Annotated in this window: 15 protein-coding genes, 1 tRNA gene and 1 pseudogene; 5 read left to right on the top strand and 12 right to left on the bottom strand. The window is 72.3% G+C overall.

Annotated elements, in window-relative coordinates; translation table 11 throughout:
- The first annotated feature begins 3 nt into the window (after positions 1–3).
- From IE278_RS17120 to IE278_RS17110, 3 genes are all read left to right on the top strand, one after another.
- Positions 4–633, top strand: a complete 630-nt coding sequence (locus tag IE278_RS17120; protein ID WP_189773193.1) for a LysE family translocator — start codon at positions 4–6, stop codon at positions 631–633.
- Between the two features lie 181 nt (positions 634–814).
- Positions 815–1,540 (top strand): Clp protease N-terminal domain-containing protein, encoded by a 726-nt coding sequence (locus IE278_RS17115; RefSeq protein WP_189773192.1) that lies wholly within the window; start codon positions 815–817, stop codon positions 1,538–1,540.
- Between the two features lie 65 nt (positions 1,541–1,605).
- Positions 1,606–3,348, top strand: coding sequence for a bifunctional 3'-5' exonuclease/DNA polymerase (locus IE278_RS17110; protein ID WP_189773191.1), 1,743 nt, complete (start codon positions 1,606–1,608; stop codon positions 3,346–3,348).
- A gap of 141 nt (positions 3,349–3,489) precedes the next feature.
- Here IE278_RS17110 and IE278_RS17105 read toward each other — a convergent pair whose 3' ends face one another.
- Positions 3,490–6,996 (bottom strand): AfsR/SARP family transcriptional regulator, encoded by a 3,507-nt coding sequence (locus IE278_RS17105; protein ID WP_189773190.1) that lies wholly within the window; start codon positions 6,994–6,996, stop codon positions 3,490–3,492.
- A 442-nt stretch (positions 6,997–7,438) separates the two neighbouring features.
- Positions 7,439–8,350: a glycosyltransferase family 2 protein gene (locus IE278_RS17100; RefSeq protein WP_189773338.1), complete on the bottom strand. Its 912-nt coding sequence runs from the start codon at positions 8,348–8,350 to the stop codon at positions 7,439–7,441.
- A 470-nt stretch (positions 8,351–8,820) separates the two neighbouring features.
- Between IE278_RS17100 and IE278_RS17095 the strand changes: the two genes are divergently transcribed.
- Positions 8,821–9,768 carry a M56 family metallopeptidase gene (locus tag IE278_RS17095; protein WP_189773189.1) on the top strand — a complete coding sequence of 316 codons (948 nt, stop codon included), beginning with the start codon at positions 8,821–8,823 and terminating at the stop codon, positions 9,766–9,768.
- Positions 9,769–9,885: 117 nt separating this feature from the next.
- Here IE278_RS17095 and IE278_RS17090 read toward each other — a convergent pair whose 3' ends face one another.
- Positions 9,886–10,215: a hypothetical protein gene (locus IE278_RS17090; RefSeq protein WP_189773188.1), complete on the bottom strand. Its 330-nt coding sequence runs from the start codon at positions 10,213–10,215 to the stop codon at positions 9,886–9,888.
- 542 nt (positions 10,216–10,757) lie between these two features.
- The gene (locus IE278_RS17085; RefSeq protein WP_189773186.1) at positions 10,758–11,273 is read right to left on the bottom strand and encodes a hypothetical protein; all 516 of its coding nucleotides are present in this window, start codon (positions 11,271–11,273) and stop codon (positions 10,758–10,760) included.
- 116 nt (positions 11,274–11,389) lie between these two features.
- Between IE278_RS17085 and IE278_RS17080 the strand changes: the two are divergent.
- A pseudogene (locus IE278_RS17080) lies at positions 11,390–11,864 on the top strand (tyrosine-type recombinase/integrase); the annotation flags it as partial.
- On the opposite strand, the gene IE278_RS17075 reads toward IE278_RS17080, so the two are convergent.
- From IE278_RS17075 to IE278_RS17040, 8 genes are all read right to left on the bottom strand, one after another.
- Positions 11,857–11,930, bottom strand: a tRNA-Thr gene (locus tag IE278_RS17075). The pseudogene IE278_RS17080 and the gene IE278_RS17075 overlap by 8 nt on opposite strands.
- Before the next feature lie 245 nt (positions 11,931–12,175).
- Positions 12,176–13,777, bottom strand: a complete 1,602-nt coding sequence (locus tag IE278_RS17070; protein ID WP_189773185.1) for an alpha/beta hydrolase — start codon at positions 13,775–13,777, stop codon at positions 12,176–12,178.
- A 263-nt stretch (positions 13,778–14,040) separates the two neighbouring features.
- Positions 14,041–15,246: a DNA polymerase III subunit delta' gene (locus IE278_RS17065; protein ID WP_189773184.1), complete on the bottom strand. Its 1,206-nt coding sequence runs from the start codon at positions 15,244–15,246 to the stop codon at positions 14,041–14,043.
- A 251-nt stretch (positions 15,247–15,497) separates the two neighbouring features.
- A complete protein-coding gene (gene tmk, locus IE278_RS17060; protein ID WP_189773183.1) occupies positions 15,498–18,803 on the bottom strand; it encodes a dTMP kinase in 3,306 nt (1,101 codons plus the stop codon).
- 130 nt (positions 18,804–18,933) lie between these two features.
- The gene (gene topA, locus IE278_RS17055) at positions 18,934–21,774 is read right to left on the bottom strand and encodes a type I DNA topoisomerase (RefSeq protein WP_189773182.1); all 2,841 of its coding nucleotides are present in this window, start codon (positions 21,772–21,774) and stop codon (positions 18,934–18,936) included.
- Between the two features lie 412 nt (positions 21,775–22,186).
- Positions 22,187–22,384, bottom strand: coding sequence for a hypothetical protein (locus IE278_RS17050; protein WP_189773181.1), 198 nt, complete (start codon positions 22,382–22,384; stop codon positions 22,187–22,189).
- Positions 22,385–22,905: 521 nt separating this feature from the next.
- On the bottom strand, positions 22,906–24,426 hold the full coding sequence (locus IE278_RS17045) for a DUF7059 domain-containing protein (protein WP_189773180.1): 1,521 nt from the start codon (positions 24,424–24,426) through the stop codon (positions 22,906–22,908).
- 193 nt (positions 24,427–24,619) lie between these two features.
- Positions 24,620–25,213 (bottom strand): small secreted protein, encoded by a 594-nt coding sequence (locus IE278_RS17040; protein ID WP_189773179.1) that lies wholly within the window; start codon positions 25,211–25,213, stop codon positions 24,620–24,622.
- Positions 25,214–25,262 lie beyond the last annotated feature (49 nt).

Genomic DNA, 25,262 nt, shown 5'->3' with positions numbered 1-25,262 from the left:
CCCATGGTCGACACCTCTCTGTACGTCGCGTTCCTGGTCGCCGCGCTCGCGCTCGTGGTGAGCCCCGGCCCCGACATGATGTTCATCGTGGCGATGGGAGGCCGGGGCGGCCCGGTCACCGGGGTGATGGCCGCGGCGGGCGTCGCCACGGCGATGCTCGTGCACTCGGTCGCCGCGATGCTGGGTCTCTCCGCCCTGTTCACGGCGCTGCCGACGCTGTACCACGTACTGCGCTGGGCCGGTGCGGCCTACCTCCTGTACCTCGCGGTCAAGGCGTTCCGGGACCGTTCGGTGCCGGTCGAGGAGGGCGCCGCCGTCGGTCCGGGCCGGCGGCGGGCCTTCTGGCAGGGGGCGGTCACCAACCTGCTCAACCCCAAGGTGATCCTCTTCAACGTGGCGTTCCTGCCGCAGTTCGTGAACCCCGCACTCGGCCATGTGATGGGCCAGTTCCTCGTCCTCGGCGTCACCATCGTGGTCATGGGCTTCGCGTTCGACGCGTCGGTGGGGCTGCTCTCCGGCCGCCTCTCCGACCTGCTGCGGCGCAGCCGCCGGGTCGCCCGGGCACTCAACATCTTCAGCGGCACGGTCTTCACGGGGCTGGCCGTGCGCCTGCTCGTGGCGTCCCCGAAGTAGCCGACGCGGCCGGGACAGCCGCCTCCACCAAGCCGCCGAGACAGCCGAAGCGGCCGAAGCAGCCGCACAGTCGGAGCAGTCGGAGCAGTCGGAGCAGTCGAAGGAGGTTCCTGAGGCAAGCCGTCGAACCGGCTGTCAACGCGAGGTTGACACCCCTTCACCGTCAACCTACGGTTGACACATGACCACGAATCCACGCGGCACCACCTCCGTACGCCTCGACGACCTCATCGAGGCCATCAAGAAGGTCCACGAAGACGCCCTCGACCAGCTCCAGGACGCGGTGATCGCCGCGGACCACCTCGGCGACGTGGCCGATCACCTGATCGGGCACTTCGTGGACCAGGCCCGGCGTTCGGGCGCCTCCTGGACGGACATCGGCAGGAGCATGGGGGTCACCCGGCAGGCGGCCCAGAAGCGCTTCGTACCGAAGGCCGAGTCGGACCTCGACCCGAGCCAGGGCTTCAGCCGCTACACACCACGCGCCAGGAACGTGGTGGTGGCCTCCCAGGAGGAGGCCAGGACCGCGGGCAACGACCAGATCCGCACCGAGCACCTGCTCCTCGGCCTGATCGCCGAACCGGAGGGCCTCGGGGCGAAGGCGATCACCGCGCAGGGCGTCACCCTGGACGCCGTACGCGAGGCCGCGAGCGCCGGCCTCCCCGCGCGTGCGGAGACCATGCCCGCACTCGTCCCCTTCGACGCCGGCGCCAAGAAGGCCCTCGAACTCACCTTCCGGGAGGCCCTGCGCCTGGGCCACAACTACATCGGTACGGAGCACATCCTGCTCGCCCTCCTGGAGCACGAGGCCGGTACGGGCGTACTGAGCGGGCTGGGGATCACCAAGGCGGCGACGGAAGCGGACATCGCGAAGTCGCTGGCGGAGGTCACCAAGCCGCTCCAGTGATCCCCTCAGGTCAGGCAGAGCGGGGGAGAGGGCGGATTGTCAGACCCTCCTGCGAGACTCACGTCATGACCGGACGGTGGGCTCTCGCGCCGGCCGAGGACGGCGGCGCAGAGCTCGCCCCCCTCGGCCCCGACGGGCTGCCCGCCGGACCACTCCTGCGGGAGACGGACCTCGCCGAGTCCGTACGTTCGCGGCCGGACGTCACCCGCTGGGTGTGGCGGGCGACGGCGGAGGTCTACCCACGGCTGCGCGCCGAGGGCGTCCGGGTCGAGCGGTGTTACGACCTGGAGGCCGCCGAGACCCTCCTGCTCGGCCACGAGGGACGGCTCGGCGAACCCCGCTCGGCCGCCGCCGCCCTGGCCAGGCTGCGCGGCGGCCCCGTACCGCCCGACCCTCCGCAGCGCTCCGCCGAGCCCGGCTCGCAGTCCTCCCTCTTCGAGCCGCGCCCGGTCCACGTACCGCTGGCCCAGCTCATCGAGGTGTACGGGGAGCAGCAGCGAAGACACGACGCGACCGCGCTGCCCGAACGGATGCGGCTGCTCACGGCCTCCGAGTCGGCGGGCACGCTCGTGGCGACCGAGATGAACGAGACCGGGCTGCCGTGGAGCACCGACGTGCACCGGGAGGTGCTGCACGAACTGCTCGGCGAGCGGTACGCGGGCGGCGGTGAGCCACGGCGCCTTGCCGAGCTGACGGAGGAGGTGTCGGCCGCGTTCGGCCGCCGGGTCCGGCCCGACCTGCCCGCGGATGTGATCAAGGCCTTCGCCCAGGCCGGGATCAAGGTGAAGTCCACGCGGCGCTGGGAGATCGAGGCCATCGACCACCCGGCGGTGAAGCCACTGGTCGAGTACAAGAAGCTGTACCGGATCTGGGTCGCCCACGGCTGGTCGTGGCTCCAGGACTGGGTGCGGGACGGGCGGTTCAGACCGGAGTACCAGGCGGGCGGCACCGTCACCGGCCGCTGGGTGACCAACGGCGGCGGCGCGCTGCAGATCCCCAAGGTCATACGCAGGGCCGCGGTCGCCGACCCCGGCTGGCGGCTCGTCGTGGCGGACGCCGACCAGATGGAGCCGCGGGTCCTGGCCGCGATCTCCCGCGACCCCGGTCTGATGGAGGTGGCGGGCCGCGAGAGCGACCTCTACCAGTCCGTCTCCGACCGGGCCTTCTCCGGCGACCGCGCCCAGGCCAAGCTCGCCGTCCTCGGCGCGATCTACGGCCAGACGTCCGGCGACGGCCTCAAGAACCTCGCGCTGCTGCGCCGCCGCTTCCCGAAGGCGGTGGCGTACGTCGACGACGCGGCCCGCGCGGGCGAGGAGGGCCGGCTCGTACGGACCTGGCTGGGCCGCACCTGCCCACCGGCGGCGGGGTCGGACTCCTCGGGCGAGGAGGCCGGCATCCCGGACAGCGAGGAGGCGGGTGGGCCGGGCGGCTCGGGGGGTCCCGCCGGCCTGGGCGGCCCGGATGAGGGCGCCGACGGGGGCGCCCAGGACTGGGTGCCCGGTTACGCGTCCAGCAACTCCCGTGCCCGGGGCCGCTTCGCCCGTAACTTCGTGGTGCAGGGCAGCGCCGCCGACTGGACCCTCCTCGTACTCGCCGGGCTCCGGCGCACCTGCCGGGACATGGCGGCCGAGCTGGTCTTCTTCCAGCACGACGAGGTGATGGTGCACTGCCCGAAGGAGGAGGCCGACGCGGTGGTCCAGGCGATCCGGGAGGCGGCGGAGGAGGCGGGACGGCTGACGTTCGGGGAGACGCCGGTGCGGTTCCCGTTCACCACGGCGGTGGTGAAGTGCTACGCGGACGCGAAGTGACCGCGCGAAGCGCGGTGACCTCGGGGGCCCGGTGAGCGCGGCGGTCCCGATACGCCAAGTGATCTCGATGAGCCCGGTGAGCGCGGCAGTCCCGATGAGCCCGGCGGTCCCGGCGGTCCCGGTCAGAGCTGTGAGCGGTGGTCAGCCGATTCGGCTCAGGAGCAGGTCCCTCAGCTCCTCGACCACCGGGCTGTCCGTGCCGTCGAGATCGTCGAGGGCCAGTTCCCACTGCTCGTACGCCTCCTCGGTGCGGCCCGCCGACCGGAGCAGCAGTCCCTGCTGGTGCCGGGCGAGCCCCGCGGTGTAGCGGTCGGCCCGCCGCTCGGCCCGCTCCAGCAGCAGGGCGCACTCCCGGGCGGCCCGCTCCGAGCGGTCGAGGTCGCGCAGAGCACGCACCAGACCGAGACGGGTCTGCGAACCGCTCTGCCAGTCGACCCCGTCCGAGATGCTCAGGGCACGGTCGAAGTGCTCCAGCGCACCGGCCGGTTCGCCGAGCGTGAGGTGGGCGTACCCGATGTTGCAGTGCCCGGACTCGCGCACCCGTGAGTCGCCCATGGCCTCCCCGAGCGCGAGGCTCCTCTCGTGCCACTCGATGGCGGCGCGCGGGTCGCTGTGCTCGTACAGGTTGCCGAGGTGGCTGTAGGCGACGGCCTCGCCGTCCGCGTCGCCCGCCTGCCGTGCCAGTTCGAGGCTTTCCCGCAGGGCGGTCTCGCACTCGGAGTACCGGCCCAGGCTTTCGAGCAGCAGTCCCCGGTTGCTCAGACAGCGCTGGACGCGCGTCAGGACGCCGAGACCGCGCCAGCGCGCGAGCGCCTGATCGGTCAGGACGAGCGCCTCGCCGGCCCGGCCCTGCATGAAGTGCAGCCCCGCCAGGTCGGAGAGCGCGATCGCCTCGGCGGCGTCGTCACCGAGGCGCCGCGCCACGTCCAGCGCCCGCCGCCCGAGCGTCGCCAGCTCGCGGAGCCGGCCGCGGCGTTGCAGATACGGAAAGAGGGCGCGGACGAGAACGGGGACGAGCGGGGAGGCGGCGGCCCGCCCCTCGACGAGCGCGACGACGTTCGCCACCTCCTGGTCCCCCCAGGCGACGGCCTCGGCGACCGAACCGAACGCCGGGGCCCCGTCCTCCTCGGCGGCGACGCGCGCCCTCTCGGCAACGGTCACCCCGAGCCGATTGTCCCGGTCGCCCCCGGAGGGAGTCAGGGCCACGACGCACTGCCGAGCGGAGGCGATGTACCAACGGAGGGCGGTGTCTGCGGGGTCGTACGGGTCTGCGGAATCTGCGGGGTCCGCGGGGTCCACCGGGTCCGCAGGGTCCGCAGGGTCCGCGGGACCCGGTTCCGGTTCCGGCCCGGCCAGGCCCGAGGGGTCCGAGCAACACGGCGGTCCCGAGGGGCCGGGCCCCGCCCCCGCCGCACGGGCGAAATCGGCCGCGTCCTCGCGAGAAGCGTCGCGCGAGACCTCGCGGGCGAAATCCCGTACGAGGTCGTGGGGGGCGTAGCGGCCGTACGTAATCTCGTCGAGGAGGGCGACGTCGACGAGGCGGTCGAGGGCGGCCTCCGCGCGCCGTTCGCCGGTGCCCAGCAGCCGCGCGAGGAGCGGAATGCCGTACGTCGGCAGGTCGAGCGCGCCGATCCGGCGCAGAGCGAGCGCGGCATCCCGGTCGGCCTCGCGGTCCGAGGCACGCAGCGCGTCGAGGGCGACCGCGAGCGAACGGCGCACACTCAGGTCGTCGTACTCCAGCTGGTGCAACCGTCCTTCACTGGCGGCCAGTTGACCCGCCAGCGCGTCCGGTGTGAGAACGTGCCGGGCGGCCAGGCGCGCGGCGACGATCCGCAACGCGAGGGGCAGCCGTCCGGTGAGGCCGACGAGTGGGTGCGTACCGTCGAGGCCGTCCCGCCCGGAGACGGCGCGCAACAGCTCGGCGCTCTCCTCGTCGGACAGCGGCGCGAGCGGAAAGCGCGTCGCGCCGTCCAGCGCGGTGAGGGGCGATCGGCTGGTGACGATCACCGCGCAACCGGGGCCCGCGGGCAGCAACTGGCGGACCTGGGCGGCGTTCGCGACATCGTCCAGCACGAGCAGGGTGCGGGTGGGCGCGAGCAACGACCGGAGCAACGCGCTTGCCGCGTCCGGGTGTTCGGGCACGCCTCGTGGCTCCACACCGAGGTCGCGGAGCAGCGCGGCGAGGGCCTGCCCGGCGGTGAGCGGCGGCACGCCCGGCGTCGCCCCGTGCAGGCGCACGTACAGCTGGCCGTCGGGGAACTCCGCCCGCAGCCCGTGCGCCACCTGGACACCCAGCGCGCTCTTCCCGACCCCCGCCATACCGCTGACGACGGTGACCCGGGGGCGGCCGTCCCCGGCGGGCAGAAGCGCGGCGCGCAACGCCTGAACGGTGTCGTCGCGGCCGGTGAAGTGGACCGGTACGGGAGGAAGTTGAGCAGGTTTCGGAACAGCGGCGCCAGTGACGTCGGCGGCGATGGTGCTGGCAGCGGCGGAGGCGGCGGCAACAGTTCCATTCGGAGTGGCTTCCGTCCGAGGCACGCGAAGGGCACCGCACGCATCCACCCGCGAGACCCGGGAAGCCCGGGAGACCTGCACGGGAATGGCGGAAGCCGAAGCCGAAGCCGGAACCAGCGCCGGCCCCGAACCGGCACCCGCACCCGTGCCCGTGCCCGCACCCGTGCCGTAGGTCTCCGCCAGGATCGTGGTGGTGGCAGGCCTCAGAAGCGGGGCGTCCCGCGGGGAGCCGGACTCGGCGGCAGCCAGCTCGACGGTCCGCGCTCGGGAGCGGGCGGCGGCGGTCACCGCGGCCTCGCCTCCCAGGGCCCCATCCCCCAGACCTCCATCCCTCAGGTCTTCACCCCCAGGGCCCCCACCCCCCGGCTCCCGCAGGATCTCCAGATGGGCCTCCCGCACCGCGCTCCCCGGCTCCACACCGAGTTCGCGGACGAGCCTGTCGCGCAGGTCGCGGTGGACGGCGAGCGCCTCCGCCTGGCGGCCCAACCGGTGAAGGACCAGCATCAGCTGCCGGTGGAAGGCCTCACGCAGTGGGAACTCGGCGACCAACGCGGCCAGTTCGGGAGCGAGCCCGGAAAGCCGTACGCCCTGGTCGGCCGCTCCCCGGCTGAGCCCCAGTTCGGCGTCGTAACGCCACTCCAGCGCGAACAGCCGTGCCTCCTCCAGCCGTTGGACGAGGGAGATCCCGCCACCTTCCGGGGACCAGCCGTCCAACGGCGTGCCGCGCCACAGCGCGAGCGCCGCCAGGGCCTCGCCCAAAGCCCTCTCCCAGTCGCGCCGCGCGTGTGCCGCGCGGGCGGTCAGGACCCGGGCCTCGAAGACCCGTACATCCAACTCATCACCGGCTACGCGCAGTTGATAACCGGACGCCACCGACCTCAGACGGTCCGGATCGTCCAGGAGCCGCCGCAGACGAGTCACGTGATTCTGCAGCGAGGCATGCGCGGACGCGGGCGGGAACCCGCCCCACAACGCGTCCTTGAGCTTGTGCACGGAGACGACCCGCCCCGGTTCCAGGAGCAGAGCGGTGAGCAGGACGCGCCCCTTGGCGCTGCTGACCGGGCGGGGGACGCCACCGGCGTCGTACAGGACCGTCGGCCCGAGCAGCCCGAAGCGCAACCGGCACGGACGCACGGGCGTGGACGCGGACGCGGGGATGGACGTGGACGCAGACGCAGACGCGGAAGTGGGGGTGGACGTGGACGGGGGCGGGGACGTGCCGGGCAGACCGGACCCCCGTTCCGACCGTGTCCCGCCATCCACCCGTTCGCCCACCCGTTCGCCCTCCCCGTCGGCGGCGTCGGGCGGCCGGAATCCGACGCTCCGCCAACCCTCGGGCGAAACTACGTGCCCCGCCGCACCGTTCGCCCCATGTTAGCGATCGGTTGGCGTGGCCTGATTTGATCACCGCATCGGATCCGGTCGCTCCGGTACGCGGTAGGCGTCGTAGGTCGCCGCGACTCGGGGGAGTGTCGCCGTCGCGACCGGGTCCGAAGGTCCCATGGAAGACGCGTGAGACACCCGCGTACCGGGCGGAACCCTCGACCTCGAGAAGCTCCGGCCCCTCACCGCTACCTCAGATGACGGGTGGCCGCCCCAGCCGCGTAAGCCGCCACACGGTCCTCCAGCGCATCGGCCGCCGCTCCCCCGCCGACGCCCTCAGCCCCTCCACGAAACCGCCGAACCACGCCCGCAGCCCACCGACGGACCGCGTCCGTACGAGGGTCAGCGCGATCCAGACCGCCAGGTGGACGGGGATGAGCGGCAGGGGCAGCCGCCGCCTGACCAGCCAGACGCGGTTGCGGGCGGTGACGCGGTAGTAGATGGCGTGCCGGGCGGGCGACGTCTTCGGGTGCTGGAGCAGCAGCTGGGGCTCGTACCGGATGGTCCAGCCGGCGTCGGCGGCCCGCCACGCCAGGTCGGTCTCCTCGTGCGCGAAGAAGAACTCGGCGGGCCAGTCCCCCGTCTGCGCGAGCATCTCCATGGACAGGGCGTGGCCGCCGCCGAGGAAGCAGGTGACCTCGCCGCCCCGCAGGGGGTCCTTGGCGCCGAGCCGGGGTACGTGGCGCCGCTGGGTCTCGCCGTTCTCGTCGGCGATGCGGAAACCGACGATGCCCAGGCGAGGCTCGACGGCGTACAGGTCCCGTACCGTCCGCAGGACGTCTGGGTCGATGAGCAGCCCGTCGTCGTCCAGTTCTACGACGACGTCCACGTCCCCGAACTCCCGCAGGCGCCGCAGGGCGACGTTGCGGCCGCCCGGGCAGCCGAGGTTCTCGTCGACCTCGATGGCGGTGACCTCACCGGGCAGGCCCAGCCGCTCGGCGAACTCCGGCAGCGGACAGCCGTTCCCGACGATCACGATCCGCTCGGGTGCGACGTCCTGCTTGGCCACCGACGCGAGCAACGCGTCGACCTCTTCGGGCCGCGTCCCCATCGTCACCACGGCCACCGCGATCCGCGGCTCCCTCGACACGACGCCCACCCCGATCTCGACCTCGTCGGACAATCAGAGAACGATGCTAGCCGTTCACGCTGTGGACTCCTCAAGTACGCGATTTCGTAAGGGTGTCGCGGCGCGTCCCGGACTGCGTTCCCCGTCCTGTACGTACCTGGCCCCCGGCCGTCTCACAACCGCGCGACGCTCCGACGCCCGTCACGCCAGGCCGTCAGCCAAAGCCGCCACGCCAGATCATCACGTCAGGCCCCCACACCGGACCGCCACACCGGACCGCCACGCCAGGCCGTCACTCCGGACCGCCACTCCACTGGGTGCCACTCCGCTGGGTGCCTCAGGGGGCCCGACGACCGGTAGCGTGTCCATGACCCGCTTCCGGCGCCCGGACAGACCACAGAAGCCAGAAGCCAGAAGCTAGAAGCTAGAAGCCCGACCCGCAGGGCCGAGCGGGGCCGAGCAGGACCGAGGGAAGAACAGGACCGAGGGGAAGAAGGGCCCACGACATGACCGTAACCGTCTCCCTCATGCTGATGGCGGCCGTCGCCCTGACCGCCGCGGTCGTGGGGCCCCGCGTCCTGACCGGCGCCTCCTGGCCCGAACGGGAGCCCGTACTCGCGCTGTGGGTGTGGCAGTGCCTGGTCGCCACGGTCCTGCTGTGCTGTCTGTCGTCGCTCGTACTGAGCGCCTCCGCCGTCTTCCACACGGTCCGCGCCCACGTCTTCGCACCCGCGCCGCCTTCCGTCACCGCGGCGTACGACCTGGCCGCCGCCCCGCCCTGGACCACCGCGCTGACGCTGCTGCTGGCGGGCGGCGCCGCCTGGACGACGGCGATGCTCGCCCGTGAGGTGACGGAGGCCCGCAGGCGCAGTCGGCTGCGCCGGGAGCACCTGCGCGAACGGGCCCCCGAGCTGCCGGCCGGGCTGCCGACCTCCCGCGGCCCGCTCCTCGTACTGGAGGACGAGTACCCGGACGCCTGGTGGATGCCGGGCAACCCGGCCCAGCTCGTCGTCACCACGGGCGCCCTGCACCGCCTCACCGACCACCAGCTGGACGCCATCCAGGCCCACGAACTCGGTCACGCCCGCGCCCGCCACGACTGGCTCCTGCATCTCTCCCAGGCGCTGGCCGGCGGCTTCCCGGGCATCCCGGTCTTCCGTGACTTCCGCGACCAGACGCACCGCCTCGTCGAACTCTCCGCCGACGACACGGCCTCGCGCCGCTGCGGCCACCTCACGACGGCGCTGGCCCTGATCGAACTGAACCAGCACCGGGGCGTACTCTCCTGCGCCACCCCGAGACCCCTGCTCCACCAACGCGTGGAACGCCTCCTGGACCCCCCACCCCGCCTCACCCGCTCCCACCGCCGAGGCACAACAACGGCCGCGGCATTGGCCCCACTGATCCCACTACTGATCGCCTTCGCCCCAGCCTTGACGACCCTGGCCTCGTAACGCCCGCAGCCCCGCCCGCTACCGCTGCCGCAGCTCTCCGAGGATCGCGGGAATCGTGTCAGGCAGTGCACAGTCCGCGAGTGCCGAGGCGATACCGCAGGAGTCATTCATGGGAATTCACCCATGGACGCGTCCCAGCGGAACTCGTACCAGCACGCACCCGTCGATGCCGAGCTCCGCGCACATCGCCTCTGCGCCTGCCCGGATACCGCGCACCGCCGAGCGGAAGACGGTCTCCCCCGCGAGCGTCCGCCCGCGGCCCGCGCCCATCCACCGCGGGAAGTCGGCGTATTCGGGATCCAGCGGCACCCCCTGGTCCCGGGAGATCTCCTCCAGCTCACCCTCGGAGAGACCCCAGGACTCACGGCCATCGACAAGACCCTCGTCGACCAGCCGCGCGTACACCGTCCGGAACGGGCCCTCCGGGTACGCGGCCCAGGCCGACACCGGCGACGAGCATCTCGCTGACGGCCTGCTCAGCGGCCTCCAGTACCTCGCGCTCCATACACGTGATCGCGCGGCGGCAAGCGGCAACGCCTTACTGCGGGCAACGGTTCAGCCGGTGACGGCGGAGTGTCCGCCCAGTTCATGCACTACCGTCACCACAACTCCGCCGAGCCTCTCGGGGGCCCGGGCCCGCACCGAGGCCGTGTCGGCTTCACCGTTTCCAACGTGGACGAGCTAGCCGCCGGTGGTCCAGAACTTGAAGCGGCCGCCCGCAGGTTGGGCTCCGGTCTTGCCCAGGCGTTCGGCCGCGCTGACGATCCCGCAGTTCTCCCCGGCGGGGGAACTGCGTCAGCGCTACTGGTCCCGCGAGTCGCGCATTTCACCGCCTGATCGCAGGTAATCTCCGGTGTCAAATTATGAGGCAATAGAACCGCGGAAGAATGGCCGTCCTACCGTCGGCAGCCCCGAGTCGCCTCGTCCGCCAAGAGGCGACTGGTGAAGCCCTCGGCGCATAGCCGCTCGTACGCGCGGAGGGCGGCTGCTCAGGGCAGGACGGGCCTCTCAGGAGGCGCGATGTCGGAGGTGGCGGGCCGCGACGGCATGGGCACCCCGCATGCTTTCCCCGACGCGTCGAACACGATCCCCGCCCCCTCGGGGACCTCTCCCGCGCTCAGGACAACCTCCCAGCCGTTCTTCACCAGGTGCCAACCCTCGCCACCGTCCTCGGCCGGTATCCGCTCCATCCGTCCCCAGCCCCGTGCTTTCAGCACGGCCAACACCGAGTCCACGGCCTCACGCTTCGGCGCGTCCTCAGTCCGCAAGACCCCCACCACACGGCACGGATTGCCCAACTCGCTCATGTCAGGGAAACTCAACCGCCCGATCCCCGCGGCCCTGACCGCAGACCGGACATCACCCTGCACGGCATCGACGGTCACCTCGTCCTCGGCCGCCTTTTCCGCCACACGAGCGGTCGTTGTCGCCCGCTCGCCCGCCGCGCCGTCGCTGTCACCGCCGCCACAACCTGTCAGCGCCGTCGTCACCGCTATCGCGGCCACGGCCACTCCCACCCCACGCATGTGTCCTGCCTTCGCATTGTTTCGTGTGCCGTGGAGTGTCACACACAAGCGACCACCCGAACGATGCAGGTCAGGGCAGCAGAATCCATCACCCGAAAGGCTGCACGTCGCACGCCGGCGCGTGCCCTGAGCGCGCAGGCGGTGGCCTGGTTTCACCCGTCCCAAGACCAAGAAAAGCTCGAACCCCGTCCCGATCCCCCGCCGTTCATCCCGTACCTGCACGCGCACAAGACAGAGCAGGAGGGAATGCGGGCCGTCGCCGGGGACGAGTGGCAGGAGCACGACGCACTCTTCACGCGGCCGGACGGTCGCCCCCTCGATCCCCGAGCCGACTGGGAGGAGTTCAAAGACCTGCTCGCCGAAGCGGGAATCGACGACCGCCGTCTGTACGACGGGAGCCGCCACACCGCCGGCACGATCCTGAACGAGCTGGGGGTGGACATACCCACGATCATGGAGATCCTGCGGCACACCGTCGCACGGCGCGCGCTCTCCGGCGTCGCCGCACCCGCCAAAAGCAAAAGCCCCAGGTCACGGCGAGTGAGTCCTGAGGCTTCCACAGAGCCGCCTTCGGGATTCGAACCCGAGACCTACGCATTACGAGTGCGTTGCTCTGGCCATCTGAGCTAAGGCGGCGCGCTGCGGAACTATGGTGCGATCTGCAACGTCAGCAAGTCTACACAGTTTCCGGGGGTGCTCCGTACCGCCCCGGAGGCGCCCCCGGAGTCACCCTCAGAGGCACCCCCGGCGGGCTCGCCGACAGCCCGGTGACGGACAGGCGGCGGGTCGGTGGCGGGTCGGCGTCAACCCGGTGGTGGACCGGCGTCGGCCCAGTGACGGACCGGCGGCGAGTCGGCGGCGCACCCGTCGCGGACCCGTGATCACGTCGCCGAGCAGCGTTTTCCCTTTTGGGGAGGGGTGCCTTCCAGTAGGTACTCGTTGATCGCGGAGTCGATGCAGGCGCTGCCGCGCCCGTACGCCGTGTGGCCGTCGCCGTCGTAGGTCAGGAGCGCTCCGGAGGAGAGCTGGGTGGCGAGGGCCTGCGCCCAGGGGTAGGGGGTCGCGGGGTCCCGGACCGTACCGACGACGACGATCGGCGCCGCGCCCTTCGCCTCGATGCGGTGCGGCTCCCCGGTCGGCTTCACCGGCCAGTAGGCGCAGTTCAGCGAGGCCCAGGCGAGGCCCCTGCCGAAGACCGGGGAGGCCTTCTCGAAGTCGGGGACGCCCTTCTCGACCTCCTCGGGGGAGGCGAAGGCGGCGGGCAGGTCCAGGCAGTTGACCGCCGCGTTGGCGGACATCAGGTTGGCGTACGTGCCGTCCGCCTCCCGCTCGTAGTAGCTGTCGGACAGGACGAGCAGGCCCGCGCCGTCCTTGTCCTGCATGGCCGTGGTGAGGGCCTCGCGCAGTTGCGGCCAGGCCCCCTCGTCGTACATCGCGGCGATGACGCCGGTCGTGGCCAGCGCCTCGCCCAGCTTGCGGCCGTCCGCGTCGCCCGCGTCGATGGGATCGGAGTCCAACTGCTGGAAGAAGGCCTTCAGGTTCTTGCCGACCTGCTCCGGCGACGTGCCCTTCCCGCCCAGCGGGCAGTCGGACTCGGTCACGCAGTCCTTCGCGAAGGACCGGAAGGCCGTGTCGAAGCCGGCCGTCTGGTCCCGGTTCAGTTTCCGCGCGGGCAGGGACGGGTCCATCGCGCCGTCCAGGACCAGCCGGCCGACACGCTCCGGATAGAGGCCCGCATAGGTCGCCCCGAGGAACGTGCCGTACGAGGCACCCACGTACGTCAGCTTCTCGTCGCCCAGCGCGGCCCGTACGAGATCCATGTCACGGGCCGCCTCGACCGTGGACACATGGCGCAGCACGTTCCCCGAACGCTGTCCGCAGGCCTCCGCGAACTCCTTGTAGGCGTCGACCAGCTCACTGGTCTCGCGCGCGTTGTCGGGGGTCGTGTCGGTCTGCGTGTACGCGTCCATCCGGCGCCCGGTGAGGCATTCGACGGGCGCGCTGCGGGCGACGCCCCGCGGGTCGACCGCCACCATGTCGTAGCGGGCGCGCACCTTCGCCGGGTAGCCGATCCCGGCGTACGACTGGAGGTAGTCCACCGCCGATCCGCCCGGCCCTCCCGGGTTGACCAGCAGCGAGCCGATCCGTTTGCCCGGCCCCGTGGCCTTCTTGCGCGCCACGGCCAGCTTGATGTCGCCCTTGGTCGGCTCGGCGTAGTCGAGCGGGGCCTTCAGCGTGCCGCACTCGAAGCCGGCGACTCCGCAGTCCCGCCAGACAGCCCGCTGCCCGTAGTACGGGGCCAGCGCGGACGGGGTGGCCTCGGGCAGCGCGCGCAGCGCCACCGATCCGGCCGGGCTCGCGGAGCTCGTCGAACTCCCCGCGGAGCAGGCGGAGACGAGGAGTCCGGCGACGGCGAACAGGGTGCCGTACGCGCGGAGGGAACGATGGGCCCGGGACGACCCGGGCCTGCGCCTGGTGTACATCGACCGAGCGTAACCCTGTGCGACGGATTGATTGCTCAGGGTTGCACGCATGCCTCGTACGAGTGACGACGCCAACTCCCCGTTCGAGCAACCTCAACCCGCCGCGCTCAGCCGGCCCCCGGTGTCCGCCAACCCGCCGCGCTCAGCCGGCCCCCGGTGTCCGCCAACCCGCCGCGCTCAGCCGGCCCCCGGTGTCCGCCAACCCGCCGCGCTCAGCCCCCGGCCGCCTACCCTCAGCGCTCAGCCCTCGGTGGGGGCCCGCGTCACCCCGCCCGCAGTGCCATCGTCATGGCCTCCACCGCCAGCAGCGGTGCCACGTTCCGGTCCAGGGCCTCCCGGCAGGCGGCGATCGCCTCTATCCGGCGCAGGGTGGCCTCGGGCGACGAGCCGCGGGCCAGCCGGTCCAGCGCGTCCTGCATCTCCGTGTTGGCGAGGGCGAGGTCCGTGCCGAACTGCAGGGCGAGCACATCGCGGTAGAAGGCCGTGAGGTCGATCAGGGCCAGGTCCAGGCTGTCGCGCTGCGTACGTGTCTTGCGGCGCTTCTGCTTGTCCTCCAGCTCCTTCATCACACCCGCGGTACCTCGCGGCATACGGCCGCCGGGCCCCGCGCCGAGGGCCGCCTTCATGTCCTCGGTCTCCTTGACGTCACCCTCCTCGGCGACCTGTTTGGCGTCCTCGGAGGCCGCGTCGATCAGCTCCTGGGCCGCCTTGAGACAGGCGCCCACGTCGTCGACCCGCAGCGGCAGCTTCAGGACGGCGGCCCGGCGCGCGCGGGCCCGTTCGTCGGTGGCGAGGCGCCGGGCGCGCCCGATGTGCCCCTGGGTGGCGCGGGCCACGGCGGCGGCGATGTCCGGCTCGATGCCGTCGCGGCGTACGAGGACATCGGCGACCGCGGCCACCGAGGGCGTCCTGAGCGTGAGGTGGCGGCACCGGGAGCGGATCGTGGGCAGCACGTCCTCCAGGGAAGGCGCGCACAGGAGCCAGACCGTGCGGGGGGCTGGCTCTTCGACGGCCTTCAGCAGGACGTTGCCCGCGCCCTCGGTGAGGCGGTCGGCGTCCTCCATGACGATGACCTGCCACCGGCCGACCGCCGGGGACAGCTGGGCGCGGCGGACCAGGTCGCGCGTCTCCTTCACACCGATGGAGAGCAGGTCGGTGCGGATGATCTGCACGTCCGCGTGCGTACCGATGAGGCTCGTGTGGCAGCCGTCGCAGAATCCGCAGCCGGGGATCCCGCCGAGGGCTCGGTCGGGGCTGGTGCACTGCAGGGCCGCCGCGAAGGCGCGCGCCGTGGTGGAACGGCCCGAGCCCGGCGGCCCCGTGAAGAGCCACGCGTGCGTCATCTTCGAGGCCTCGGGCAACGGGGTGTCGGCCGCGACCGCGGTGACCAGGGCGTCGGCGTCCCGCGCGGCGGCCTCGAGCTGCCCGCTCACCTTCTCCTGGCCCACCAGGTCGTCCCATACGGTCATGGGGCGCCGCCCTTTCGTCGAACCCGCCGTCGAACCCACCGTCTCACCCGACGGCGGGTTCGACGGCGCGTGTGTCGTCATGCCCGCCGCCGCGTCCCACGGCGCACGTGTCGTCACGCCCGCCGTCGCACCGGTGCCCTGCTGTGTCGCTTCTGTCGTTTGTGTCGCCGCGTCCCATTGTGCGGGAGGGCACTGACAACGAGGCCCGACGCCGGCAGCGCCCGCTGCCGACGTCCTTCCCGACGGTGCGGTCAGCGCCGCCGGCGCCCGTTGCCCTCGCCCTGCCCGTCCCGCTCGTCGTCCTCACGCGGGCCCAGCAACTCGTCGGCCAGGGTCGGCAGATCGTCCAGCGGGGTCTCCTCCGCCCAGTCCGAACGGGGGCGCCGCCGCGGCCTGCCCTCGGCGTCGACCTGGGGCAGCTCACGGGTGCCGCCGTCGGAGGCACCGGTCCGGTCGGTCCGGTACCCGGGAGGCACCCGGTCCTCGGGCCCACGGCCGCGCTCGTCCCGTACCGGGGGAAGGACCGCCGTCTCGTCCGCGGCGGGCTCCGGCCGGACCGGCGGCAGCACCGCGGTCTCATCGGCGGCTCCCTGCGGAGCATGCGGGGCTTGTGAGCCCTGTGGGACCTGCGGCAGCACAGCCGTCTCGTCGCCGGCCGACCCGCCGACAGGACCAGCGGCCCGACCGTCAGTCGGCCGGGCGTCCTGCGGCCGCACCGGAGGCAGCACGGCCGTCTCGTCGACCGGACCGCCGGAGGCGTTCGTCGGCGTCACCATGGGCGTCTGCACGGTGCTCTCGTTGTCCGGGCTGTCACTGTCCGGGCTGTCACTGTCCGGACTCTCGCGGTCCGGGCTCTCGCGGTCCAGGCCCCGGCCACCCGCGCCCCTACTATCAACCCCCGCCCCGGACGGCGCCGCGGCCGCCGCCCGTGCCGAAGCCGCCGCGGACGCGGAAGCGGTGGTGGCCGCCGCGGCAGCGGCAGCGGCCTCCGCCGCCCGTCGCGCCTCCTCGGCCTTGACCAGCGCCTCCTCGGCCTTCCGCTGCTTCTCCAGGCGCCGTTCCTCGGCCTCGGCCCGCAGCCGGGCCTCCTCCTCCGCCTGCTTGCGCCGGCGCTCCTCCTCGGCCGCGCGGGCCTTCTCCTCCGCGAGCTGCCGTGCCTTCTCCTGCTCGGCACGCACGCGTGCGGCCTCGGCGCGTTGGCGGGCCTCCTCGGCCTGCCGCTCCGCCTCGCGGCGCTGCGCCTCTTCCAGTTCGAGCCGCTTGCGCTCTTCCTCCTCCGCGCGCAGCCGGGCGAGCTGTTCCTGGCGCTCGCGCTCCAGCCGCTCCTCCTCGGCCTTGCGGGCCGCCTCTTCCTCGGCCTTGCGGCGTGCCTCTTCCTCGGCGGCCCTGCGTGCCTCCTCCTTGGCCTTGATCTCGGCCTCGGAGAGCGGCAGCACCACGTCGAGCCGGTGCCGGATCACGGTCGTGACGGCCTCGGGCTCCTGCCCGGCGTCGACGACCAGGTAGCGGCCGGGGTCGGCGGCGGCCAGCGTGAGGAAACCGGACCGCACGCGCGCGTGGAACTCGGCGGGCTCCGACTCCAGCCGGTCCGGCGCCTCGGTGAACCGCTCGCGCGCGGTCTCCGGGGCGACGTCCAGCAGCACCGTCAGATGCGGTACGAGCCCGTCCGTGGCCCAGCGGTTGATGCGGGACACCTCGGTGGGGGACAGATCGCGCCCCGCTCCCTGGTAGGCCACCGAGGAGTCGATGTACCGGTCCGAGACCACGACCGCGCCCCGTTCCAGCGCGGGCCGCACCACGGTGTCCACGTGCTCCGCGCGGTCGGCGGCGTACAGCAGCGCCTCCGCGCGGTGCGAGAGTCCGGCCGACGACACGTCGAGCAGGATCGACCGCAGCCGCTTGCCGACGGGGGTGGCGCCGGGCTCGCGCGTCACCACGACCTCGTGTCCCTTGGCGCGGATCCACTCCGCGAGGGCCTCGGCCTGGGTGGACTTGCCGGCTCCGTCGCCGCCCTCCAGGGCGATGAAGAACCCGGCGTCGGTGGGCGCCTGCACCGGGTCGTCCCCGCCGCGCAGCGCGTCCCGCAGGTCGTGCCGCAGGGGTACTCCGGAGCGGTCGTCGGCCTTGGCGAGGACCAGTGCGGCGACCGGCAGGAGCAGCGCGCCGACCAGCATCAGCGTGAAGGCGGCGCCGCCGTGCGCGAACACGAACTTGCCGTTCTCCAGGCGGTGCGGGCCGATGGCGGCCGCCACCAGCGGCGCCACCAGGACGCCCACGGCCACGAAGACCCGTACGACCGCGTGCAGGTGTTCCGTCGTCCGCGCGCGGCGGTAGTCCTCGGCCTCCTGGTCGAGGAGCGCGTGGCCGGTGTTGGCGGCGACGCCCGCGCCGATGCCCGCGAGGCCGACGATCAGGAGCACGGTGGTGACGTCCGGGACGAGTCCGGCGGCGAGCAGCGCGATGCCCGTGAAGGCGATCGCCAGGGCGAGCAGCCGCCGGCGCGACAGGGACGGCAGCAGCTTGGGGGCCGTACGGATGCCGACCACGACCCCGCCGGTCACCGCGAGCACCAGCAGCCCGAACGTCACCGGGCCGCCGCCCAGGTCCTTGGCGTGCAGCACGGCCACGGCGACGGCGGCCGCGACGGCCCCGGCGACGGCCGCGCAGGCGAGCACCAGGAGCGGGATGGCCCCCGTACGGCCCTTGTCGATGCCCGAACCCGTCCTGGGGCGGCGCAGCCCTTCCAGCGGCGACCGCGCGCGCGGGGTCCGTACGCCGGGCAGTTCGAGGAAGGTGAGCACCGACAGGGACGCTGCGAACAGGCCCGCGGAGACGTACGAGGCGAGCGCCGCCTGGTGCTGGTCGAACCACGCGAGTCCGGCGCCCAGCAGGTTGTTGAGGAGCCCGGCGACGACGAGGGTCGCCGCCGCGAGGGGCGCCGCGACGAATCCCGTACGCAGGGAGAGGCGCCGCAGGGCGTCCATGTGGTCCGGCAGCGGCCGTACCGTCGCGCCCTCCAGGGGCGGCGCGGGCAGCAGCGCGGGCGCCGCGCTCTCGCGGCACACCGTCCAGAAACGCTCGGCGACCCCGATGACGAACGCCGTCACGAGGAGCACGGCCAGCGCGTTCTCGGGGGTCCAGTCGATCCACAGGGGCGCGATGATCAGCAGTACGGCCCGTACGCCGTCCGCGCCGACCATGGTCCAGCGGCGGTCGAGCGGGCCGTCCTGGGCGGTGAGGGAGGTGAGCGGGCCCAGAAGCACCGCTCCGAAGAGCAGCGTCGCGAGGATGCGCGCTCCGAAGACCGCGGACACGGCGAGGGCCACTCCGCGGTAGCCGCCTCCGAAGGAGCCGTCGGACACCGCCGCCTGGAGGGCGAGCAGGACCAGCACCAGCAGGGCGAGGGCGTCGCCGACGCCGCTCACCAACTGGGCGCTCCACAGCCGCCTCAGTTGCGGTACACGCAACAGCGCCCGGACGGCTCGCTCCCGTGAGTCTGCGACCAGGGAGTCGTCGGGGGCCGAAGTGTGGGCCGTTGGCTGCTCGGCTCGCGTCATCCCGCCAGCCTATCCGGACCGGCCCGGTCCCCGAAGAGGGCCCCGAACAAGCGAACGCCCTCGACACCAAGTGGTGTCAGGGCGTTCGTTCCGGGTACCGAAGGTCAGTTGATCCTCTGTGAGGAACAGCTCAGTCCTCGGCGGTCACCTTGGCGGTTGTGGCCTTCGCGGTGGTCTTCTTGGCGGCCGTCTTCTTGGCGGTGGTGGTCTTCTTTGCCGCCGTTTTCGTAGCGGCCGTCTTCTTTGCCGCTGTTTTCTTCGCCGGCGCCTTCTTGGCGGGGGCCTTCTTCGCCGCCTTCTTGGCCGTCTTCTTCGCCGGCCCCTTCGCCCGCTTCTCCGCGAGCAGCTCGAAGCCCCGCTCCGGAGTGATCGCCTCGACGCTGTCGTCGGACCGCAGGGTCGCGTTGGTCTCGCCGTCGGTGACGTACGCGCCGAAGCGGCCGTCCTTGACGACGACGGGCTGGCCGCTGACCGGGTCCGCGCCGAGTTCCTTCAGGGGCGGCTTGGCGGCCGCGCGACCGCGCTGCTTGGGCTGCGCGTAGATCGCGAGGGCTTCGTCGAGGGTGATCGTGAAGAGCTGGTCCTCAGCTGTCAGGGAGCGCGAGTCGGTGCCCTTCTTCAGATACGGGCCGTAGCGGCCGTTCTGCGCGGTGATCTCCACGCCCTCGGCGTCCGTGCCGACGACGCGCGGCAGCGACATCAGCTTGAGGGCGTCCGCGAGCGTCACCGTGTCCAGGGACATCGACTTGAAGAGCGAGGCCGTACGCGGCTTCACGGCGTTCTTGCCGGTCTTCGGGGTGCCCTCGGGGAGCACCTCGGTGACGTACGGGCCGTAGCGGCCGTCACGGGCGATGATCTGGTGGCCCGTCTCGGGGTCGGCGCCCAGCTCGAAGTCACCGCTCGGCTTGGCGAGCAGTTCCTCCGCCAGCTCGACGGTCAGCTCGTCGGGTGCCAGGTCCTCGGGCACGTCGGCGCGCTGGTGGTTCTCGGCGTCCCTCTCGCCCCGCTCCACGTACGGGCCGTAGCGGCCGACGCGCAGCATGATGTCGCTGCTGTCCACGCGGAACGACGACACCTCGCGGGCGTCGATGGCACCGAGGTCGGTGACGAGCTCCTTGAGGCCGCCGAGGTGGTCCCCGTCGCCGTTGCCCGCCTCCGCGGCGCCGGTCGCCTCGCCCTCACCGAAGTAGAAGCGCCTCAGCCACGGAATGGACAGGGCCTCGCCCCGCGCGATGCGGTCGAGGTCGTCCTCCATCTTGGCGGTGAAGTCGTAGTCGACGAGCCGCCCGAAGTGCTTCTCCAGGAGGTTGACCACGGCGAAGGACAGGAAGGAGGGCACGAGGGCCGTCCCCTTCTTGAACACATAGCCGCGGTCGAGGATCGTGCCGATGATCGACGCGTACGTCGACGGGCGGCCGATCTCCCGCTCTTCGAGCTCCTTGACCAGGCTGGCCTCGGTGTAGCGGGCCGGGGGCTTGGTCGCGTGGCCGTCGACCGAGATCTCCTCGGCGGTCAGCGGATCGCCCTCCTCGACCTGCGGGAGGCGGCGCTCACGGTCGTCCAGCTCGGCGTTCGGGTCGTCCGCGCCCTCGACGTACGCCTTCAGGAAGCCGTGGAAGGTGATCGTCTTGCCGGACGCGCTGAACTCGGCGTCCCGGCCGTCGGAGGCCCTGCCCGCGATCTTCACGGTGACGGAGTTGCCGACCGCGTCCTTCATCTGGGAGGCGACGGTCCGCTTCCAGATCAGCTCGTACAGCCGGAACTGGTCACCGGTCAGACCCGTCTCGGCCGGGGTGCGGAAACGGTCGCCCGAGGGACGGATCGCCTCGTGCGCCTCCTGCGCGTTCTTCACCTTCCCGGCGTACGTACGCGGCTTGTCCGGCAGGTAGCTCGCGCCGTACAGCTGCGTGACCTGAGCGCGGGCCGCGGTGATCGCGGTGTCCGAGAGGGTCGTGGAGTCCGTACGCATGTAGGTGATGAAGCCGTTCTCGTACAGCTTCTGCGCCACCTGCATCGTGGACTTCGCGCCGAAGCCGAGCTTGCGGCTCGCCTCCTGCTGGAGCGTGGTCGTACGGAACGGCGCGTACGGCGAACGTCGGTACGGCTTCGACTCGACGGACCGTACGGCGAAGGCGGTGTTCTCCAGGGCGGCGGCCAGCGCGCGGGCGTTGGTCTCGTCCAGGTGGAGGGTGTTCGCACCCTTGATCTGCCCGAGCGAGTCGAAGTCACGGCCCTGGGCGACGCGCTTGCCGTCGACCGCGGTCAGCCGGGCGACCAGGTTCGACGGGTCGCTGCGGTCGCCGGCACGGCCGGTGCCGAACGTGCCGGTGAGGTCCCAGTACTCGGCGGAGCGGAAGGCGATGCGCTCGCGCTCCCGCTCGACGACGAGACGGGTCGCGACCGACTGGACGCGGCCGGCCGACAGCCGCGGCATGACCTTCTTCCACAGGACCGGCGAGACCTCGTAGCCGTAGAGGCGGTCGAGGATACGGCGGGTCTCCTGGGCGTCGACCATGCGCTGGTTGAGCTCGCGCGGGTTGGCGACGGCGCTGCGGATCGCGTCCTTGGTGATCTCGTGGAAGACCATCCGGTGGACGGGGACCTTCGGCTTCAGGACCTCGAGGAGGTGCCACGCGATGGCCTCGCCCTCGCGGTCCTCATCGGTTGCGAGGAAGAGCTCGTCGGAATCCTTCAGCAGATCCTTGAGCTTCTTTACCTGGGCCTTTTTGTCAGCGTTGACCACGTAGATCGGCTGGAAGTCGTTCTCGACGTCCACGCCGAGCCTGCGCACCTCGCCGGTGTACTTCTCGGGCACCTCCGCGGCGCCGTTGGGGAGGTCGCGGATGTGCCCGACACTCGCTTCGACGACGTATCCGGGGCCGAGATAGCCCTTGATCGTCTTCGCCTTGGCAGGCGACTCGACGATGACGAGTCGGCGGCCGCCGTGTGCGGTCTCGCTGGTCGGGGACAACTTCGCTCTTCTCTCCGGTCGACGCAGGGGGTCTCGCCCCAGGCCTTGAACCCGGGGGTCGGGTCATGCTGACGCTGCGGAGTGTGACGGTACATCCCGCCCCCGTGTCAAACGGGAAAAGCCCGCAACGGCCACTCGAACGGTAACCCGACTCCCGCCATTCCTGCCGCCCGGAGTGCCGACCAGCCCTTTCCGGGACATCCGGAGCGTGACCTATCAATTACCGGAGAGGAGAAGTCCGACCGGCGTCGATCTTGCCCGCGCCCGCCGCCGTACGGCGATTCCAGGACAGCGGGGACGGCGTTTCCCGGACAGCGGACCGGCGTTGCGCGGGCGGCGGGGCGGCAGCGCGCGGACAGCGGAGGCGTGGTCTATGCGCGGGGCAGACCGGCGCGGCGACCGCTGCCGGCGCTCAGACGCGAGTGAAACACCACACCGCGAGGAGCACGGCGGCCGTCCCGGCGAAGGCCGCGACCGTCGCCGATGCGACGGGGCTCACGCCGTGGGCGACGGGGGCGCGCTGCCGCAGCCGGACCGCGGTCCACAGCAGCAGCCCGCCCCCGAACAGGGCGAACACCGACCCCGTGAAGATCGCCGGTCCGCTCTCCATGACTCGCCCCTCCGCCCTCGTGTGTCCCTCGGGGTCCCGCTCTCGCGTGTCCCGGGTCTCGCCTACGCGTGCTCTGGGTCTCGCCTTCGCGTGCCCCGCGTCCCGCCTTCGCGTGCTCTGGTCGGGACGCTGGCACCTCCGGGAGACCGGAATCCCAACCCGGGGTGAACGGGAGGCGGCCGGCTCCGTGCACCCCGGCGCGGGACAGCTCACAACCGCCCACACCGCTGCCGCACCGCCACTCCCTCACCGGGAGCGGGCCGCCCGGAAGGGACCCGCCACCGCACGCACACGGAGCCGACCACGCCGCCGGGTGGAGTCCGTCACACCGCGCCGGGGGCCGGCGTCTTTCCGCTCGTCTGCGCGCATGCAGTCCACGACGCCGAGGTTCGGCACCGACTCGGACGGCGTTCCGGACCGGACGGCCCGCACACAGTCCCCCGTCCTCAACGGCTTCACTCCATCCGCTGCCCCCGGACACCGGGAGGCAGCGGGGAAGGCGTCCCGGGGCCCCGCGAACGTCACCGCGCCGCGGGCTCGATGAATCCCTGTTCGACCAGCAGCCGGATCTGCGCGGGCGTCCGGTCGCGCAGCAGCACCGGGTCCTCTCCGACCAGTTGGGCGATGGCGTCCAGGATGCGTCCCGCGCTCAGCGTGCCGTCGCAGACGCCCGCGAACCCCGCGCCGACCGTGTCCACCTTCGTGGCCCGCCGCATACCGCGGTGCTGGCGCAGCACGACGTGCTCCGGGTCCTCGGCACCGGGCAGCCCGACCTGCTCCTGCACGACCTCGCCGACCAGTTGGAAGTGCGCCGCCAGCAGGGCCGCGTCGTCGTGCTCCCGCAGATAGTCGACCCGCTCGAAATGCGCGCGCACGGCGTCGCCGAGGGGCTGTTCGACGGAGTGCGGCCACTCCTCCAGGACGACCGAGGGCAGCTCCGCGTCCGACCTGCGCAGCGTGATCCAGCCGAATCCGACGGCCTTCACCTTGCGCGCCTCGAACTCGTCCAGCCAGGCGTCGTACCGCGCCTGGTACTCGACGGGATCGGCGTGGTGGTCGCCCGCGTCGCGCAGCCACAGTTCGGCGTACTGCGTGACGTCCTGGACCTCGCGCTGCACGATCCACGCGTCGCAGCCGCGCGGCACCCAGGAGCGCAGCCGCTCCTGCCAGTCCTCGCCCTCGACGTGCTGCCAGTTGGCGAGGAACTGGGCGTATCCGCCTGCGTTCAGCCGGTCGCCCGCCTGCTGGACGAGCGTGCGGCACAGATCGTCCCCGCCCATCCCGCCGTCGCGGTAGGTGAGCCGGGCGCCTGGGGAGATCACGAAGGGCGGGTTCGAGACGATGAGGTCGAACGTCTCGTCGCCCACCGGTTCGAAGAGGGAGCCCTCGCGCAGGTCGGCCGCCGGGGCCCCGGACAGGGCGAGCGTGAGCGCGGTGATGTGCAGCGCGCGGGGGTTGAGGTCGGTCGCGCTCACGCGCGTGGCGTGCTGTGCGGCGTGCAGCGCCTGGATCCCGGAACCGGTGCCGAGGTCGAGCGCGGAGGCGACGGGGGTGCGCACGGTGATGCCCGCGAGTGTCGTGGACGCGCCGCCCACTCCCAGTACGACGCCTTCGTCATGGCTGCCGATGCCGCCGGCCCCGCCGACCGCGCAGCCCAGGTCCGAGACGATGAACCAGTCCTCGCCGCCCGGTCCGCCGTACGGCCGTACGTCGACGACGGCCGCGACCTCGTCCCCGCCGACGCGGGTCAGCCAGCCGCTCTCCAGGCAGTCCTCCACCGGCAGAACGTCCGCCACGCGCGCGTGCGGCACGGGCTGCTGCAGCAGGAACAGCCTTACGAGTGCTTCCAGCGGGGAGTCGCCCCGGGTGGCCCGGAGCGCGGGCACGGTCTCGCTGCGGGCCAGCGCCGCGTACGCGGGGGCTCCGAGCAGGTCGAGCAGCCCGTCGGCGCTGAAGGAGGCGCCCAGGAGGGCGTCCCGCAGCCGTGCGGTGACGTCGGTGCGGTCGAACGAGGGCAGCGGTGCCAGGCTGGTGTTACTCACCCGCCCATTGTGACGCGCGAACGACGCCGGACGGGCGGCATCCACGCCACGCGGCCCGCGTCACCCGGCCTACGTCACGCGGCCCGCGCTACGTCCTGGCCCGCGCCATATGCCCCGTGTGGTCCGCCCGAGCGGGGCCACGCGCCGGAGTCGCCGCCCGGCACCCCCGCGCCGGGCGGCGACTCCGCCGGGGTCAGCTCTTCGTCGCCGCGGCCGACGGGGACGCGCTCTTGCAGCTCTCCTGCTTGGCCATCGCCTTGCCCACGTCGCCCTCCTCCAGCTTCGCGAGGGCGTCGTTGCCGCTCTGGCTCAGCTTGTCCAGTTGGGTGGCGATCCCCTTCAGACCGTCGGCGAACTTCGCCTGGTCCTTCGTGTCGAGGTCGTCGACCTGCTTCTTGAGGTCGCCGTACGACGCGGAGATGGTGTTGAGCTCCTTGACGGCGTCCGTCTTCTTCTTCTCGCCGCCCTCGACGTCCGGCGCCCCGGCCTTGTTCACGGCGCTGCCGATCGCCTTGTAGGCGTCGGACATGTCCTGGAAGGCCTGGGCGTCGGTCTTCTGGACGTCCGCCGGGGTGCTGTTGTCCGAGGTCTGCTTCTGGATGGCGGTGTTGGCGGCCGAGATCTTCTTGGCCTGCGGCTTCACCGCGTCACAGACCTGCTTGGCCCAGGAGTTCAGCTTGTCGCTGCTGTCGTCACTGCTGCTGCATCCCGACAGCGCCAGTACCAGTACCGCACCGCCGGACAGCGCGGCCGCGAGCTTCTTGTTCACCGGGTTGGTCCCTTCCATGGCTCTCGGCCCCGGAACATACACGCCAATCGGGCGACACCACCGTGAC

Origin of the sequence: Streptomyces tauricus (assembly GCF_014650955.1) — a bacterium.
GTDB lineage: Bacteria > Actinomycetota > Actinomycetes > Streptomycetales > Streptomycetaceae > Streptomyces > Streptomyces tauricus.
This window is presented reverse-complemented; position numbering and strand designations above follow the sequence as displayed.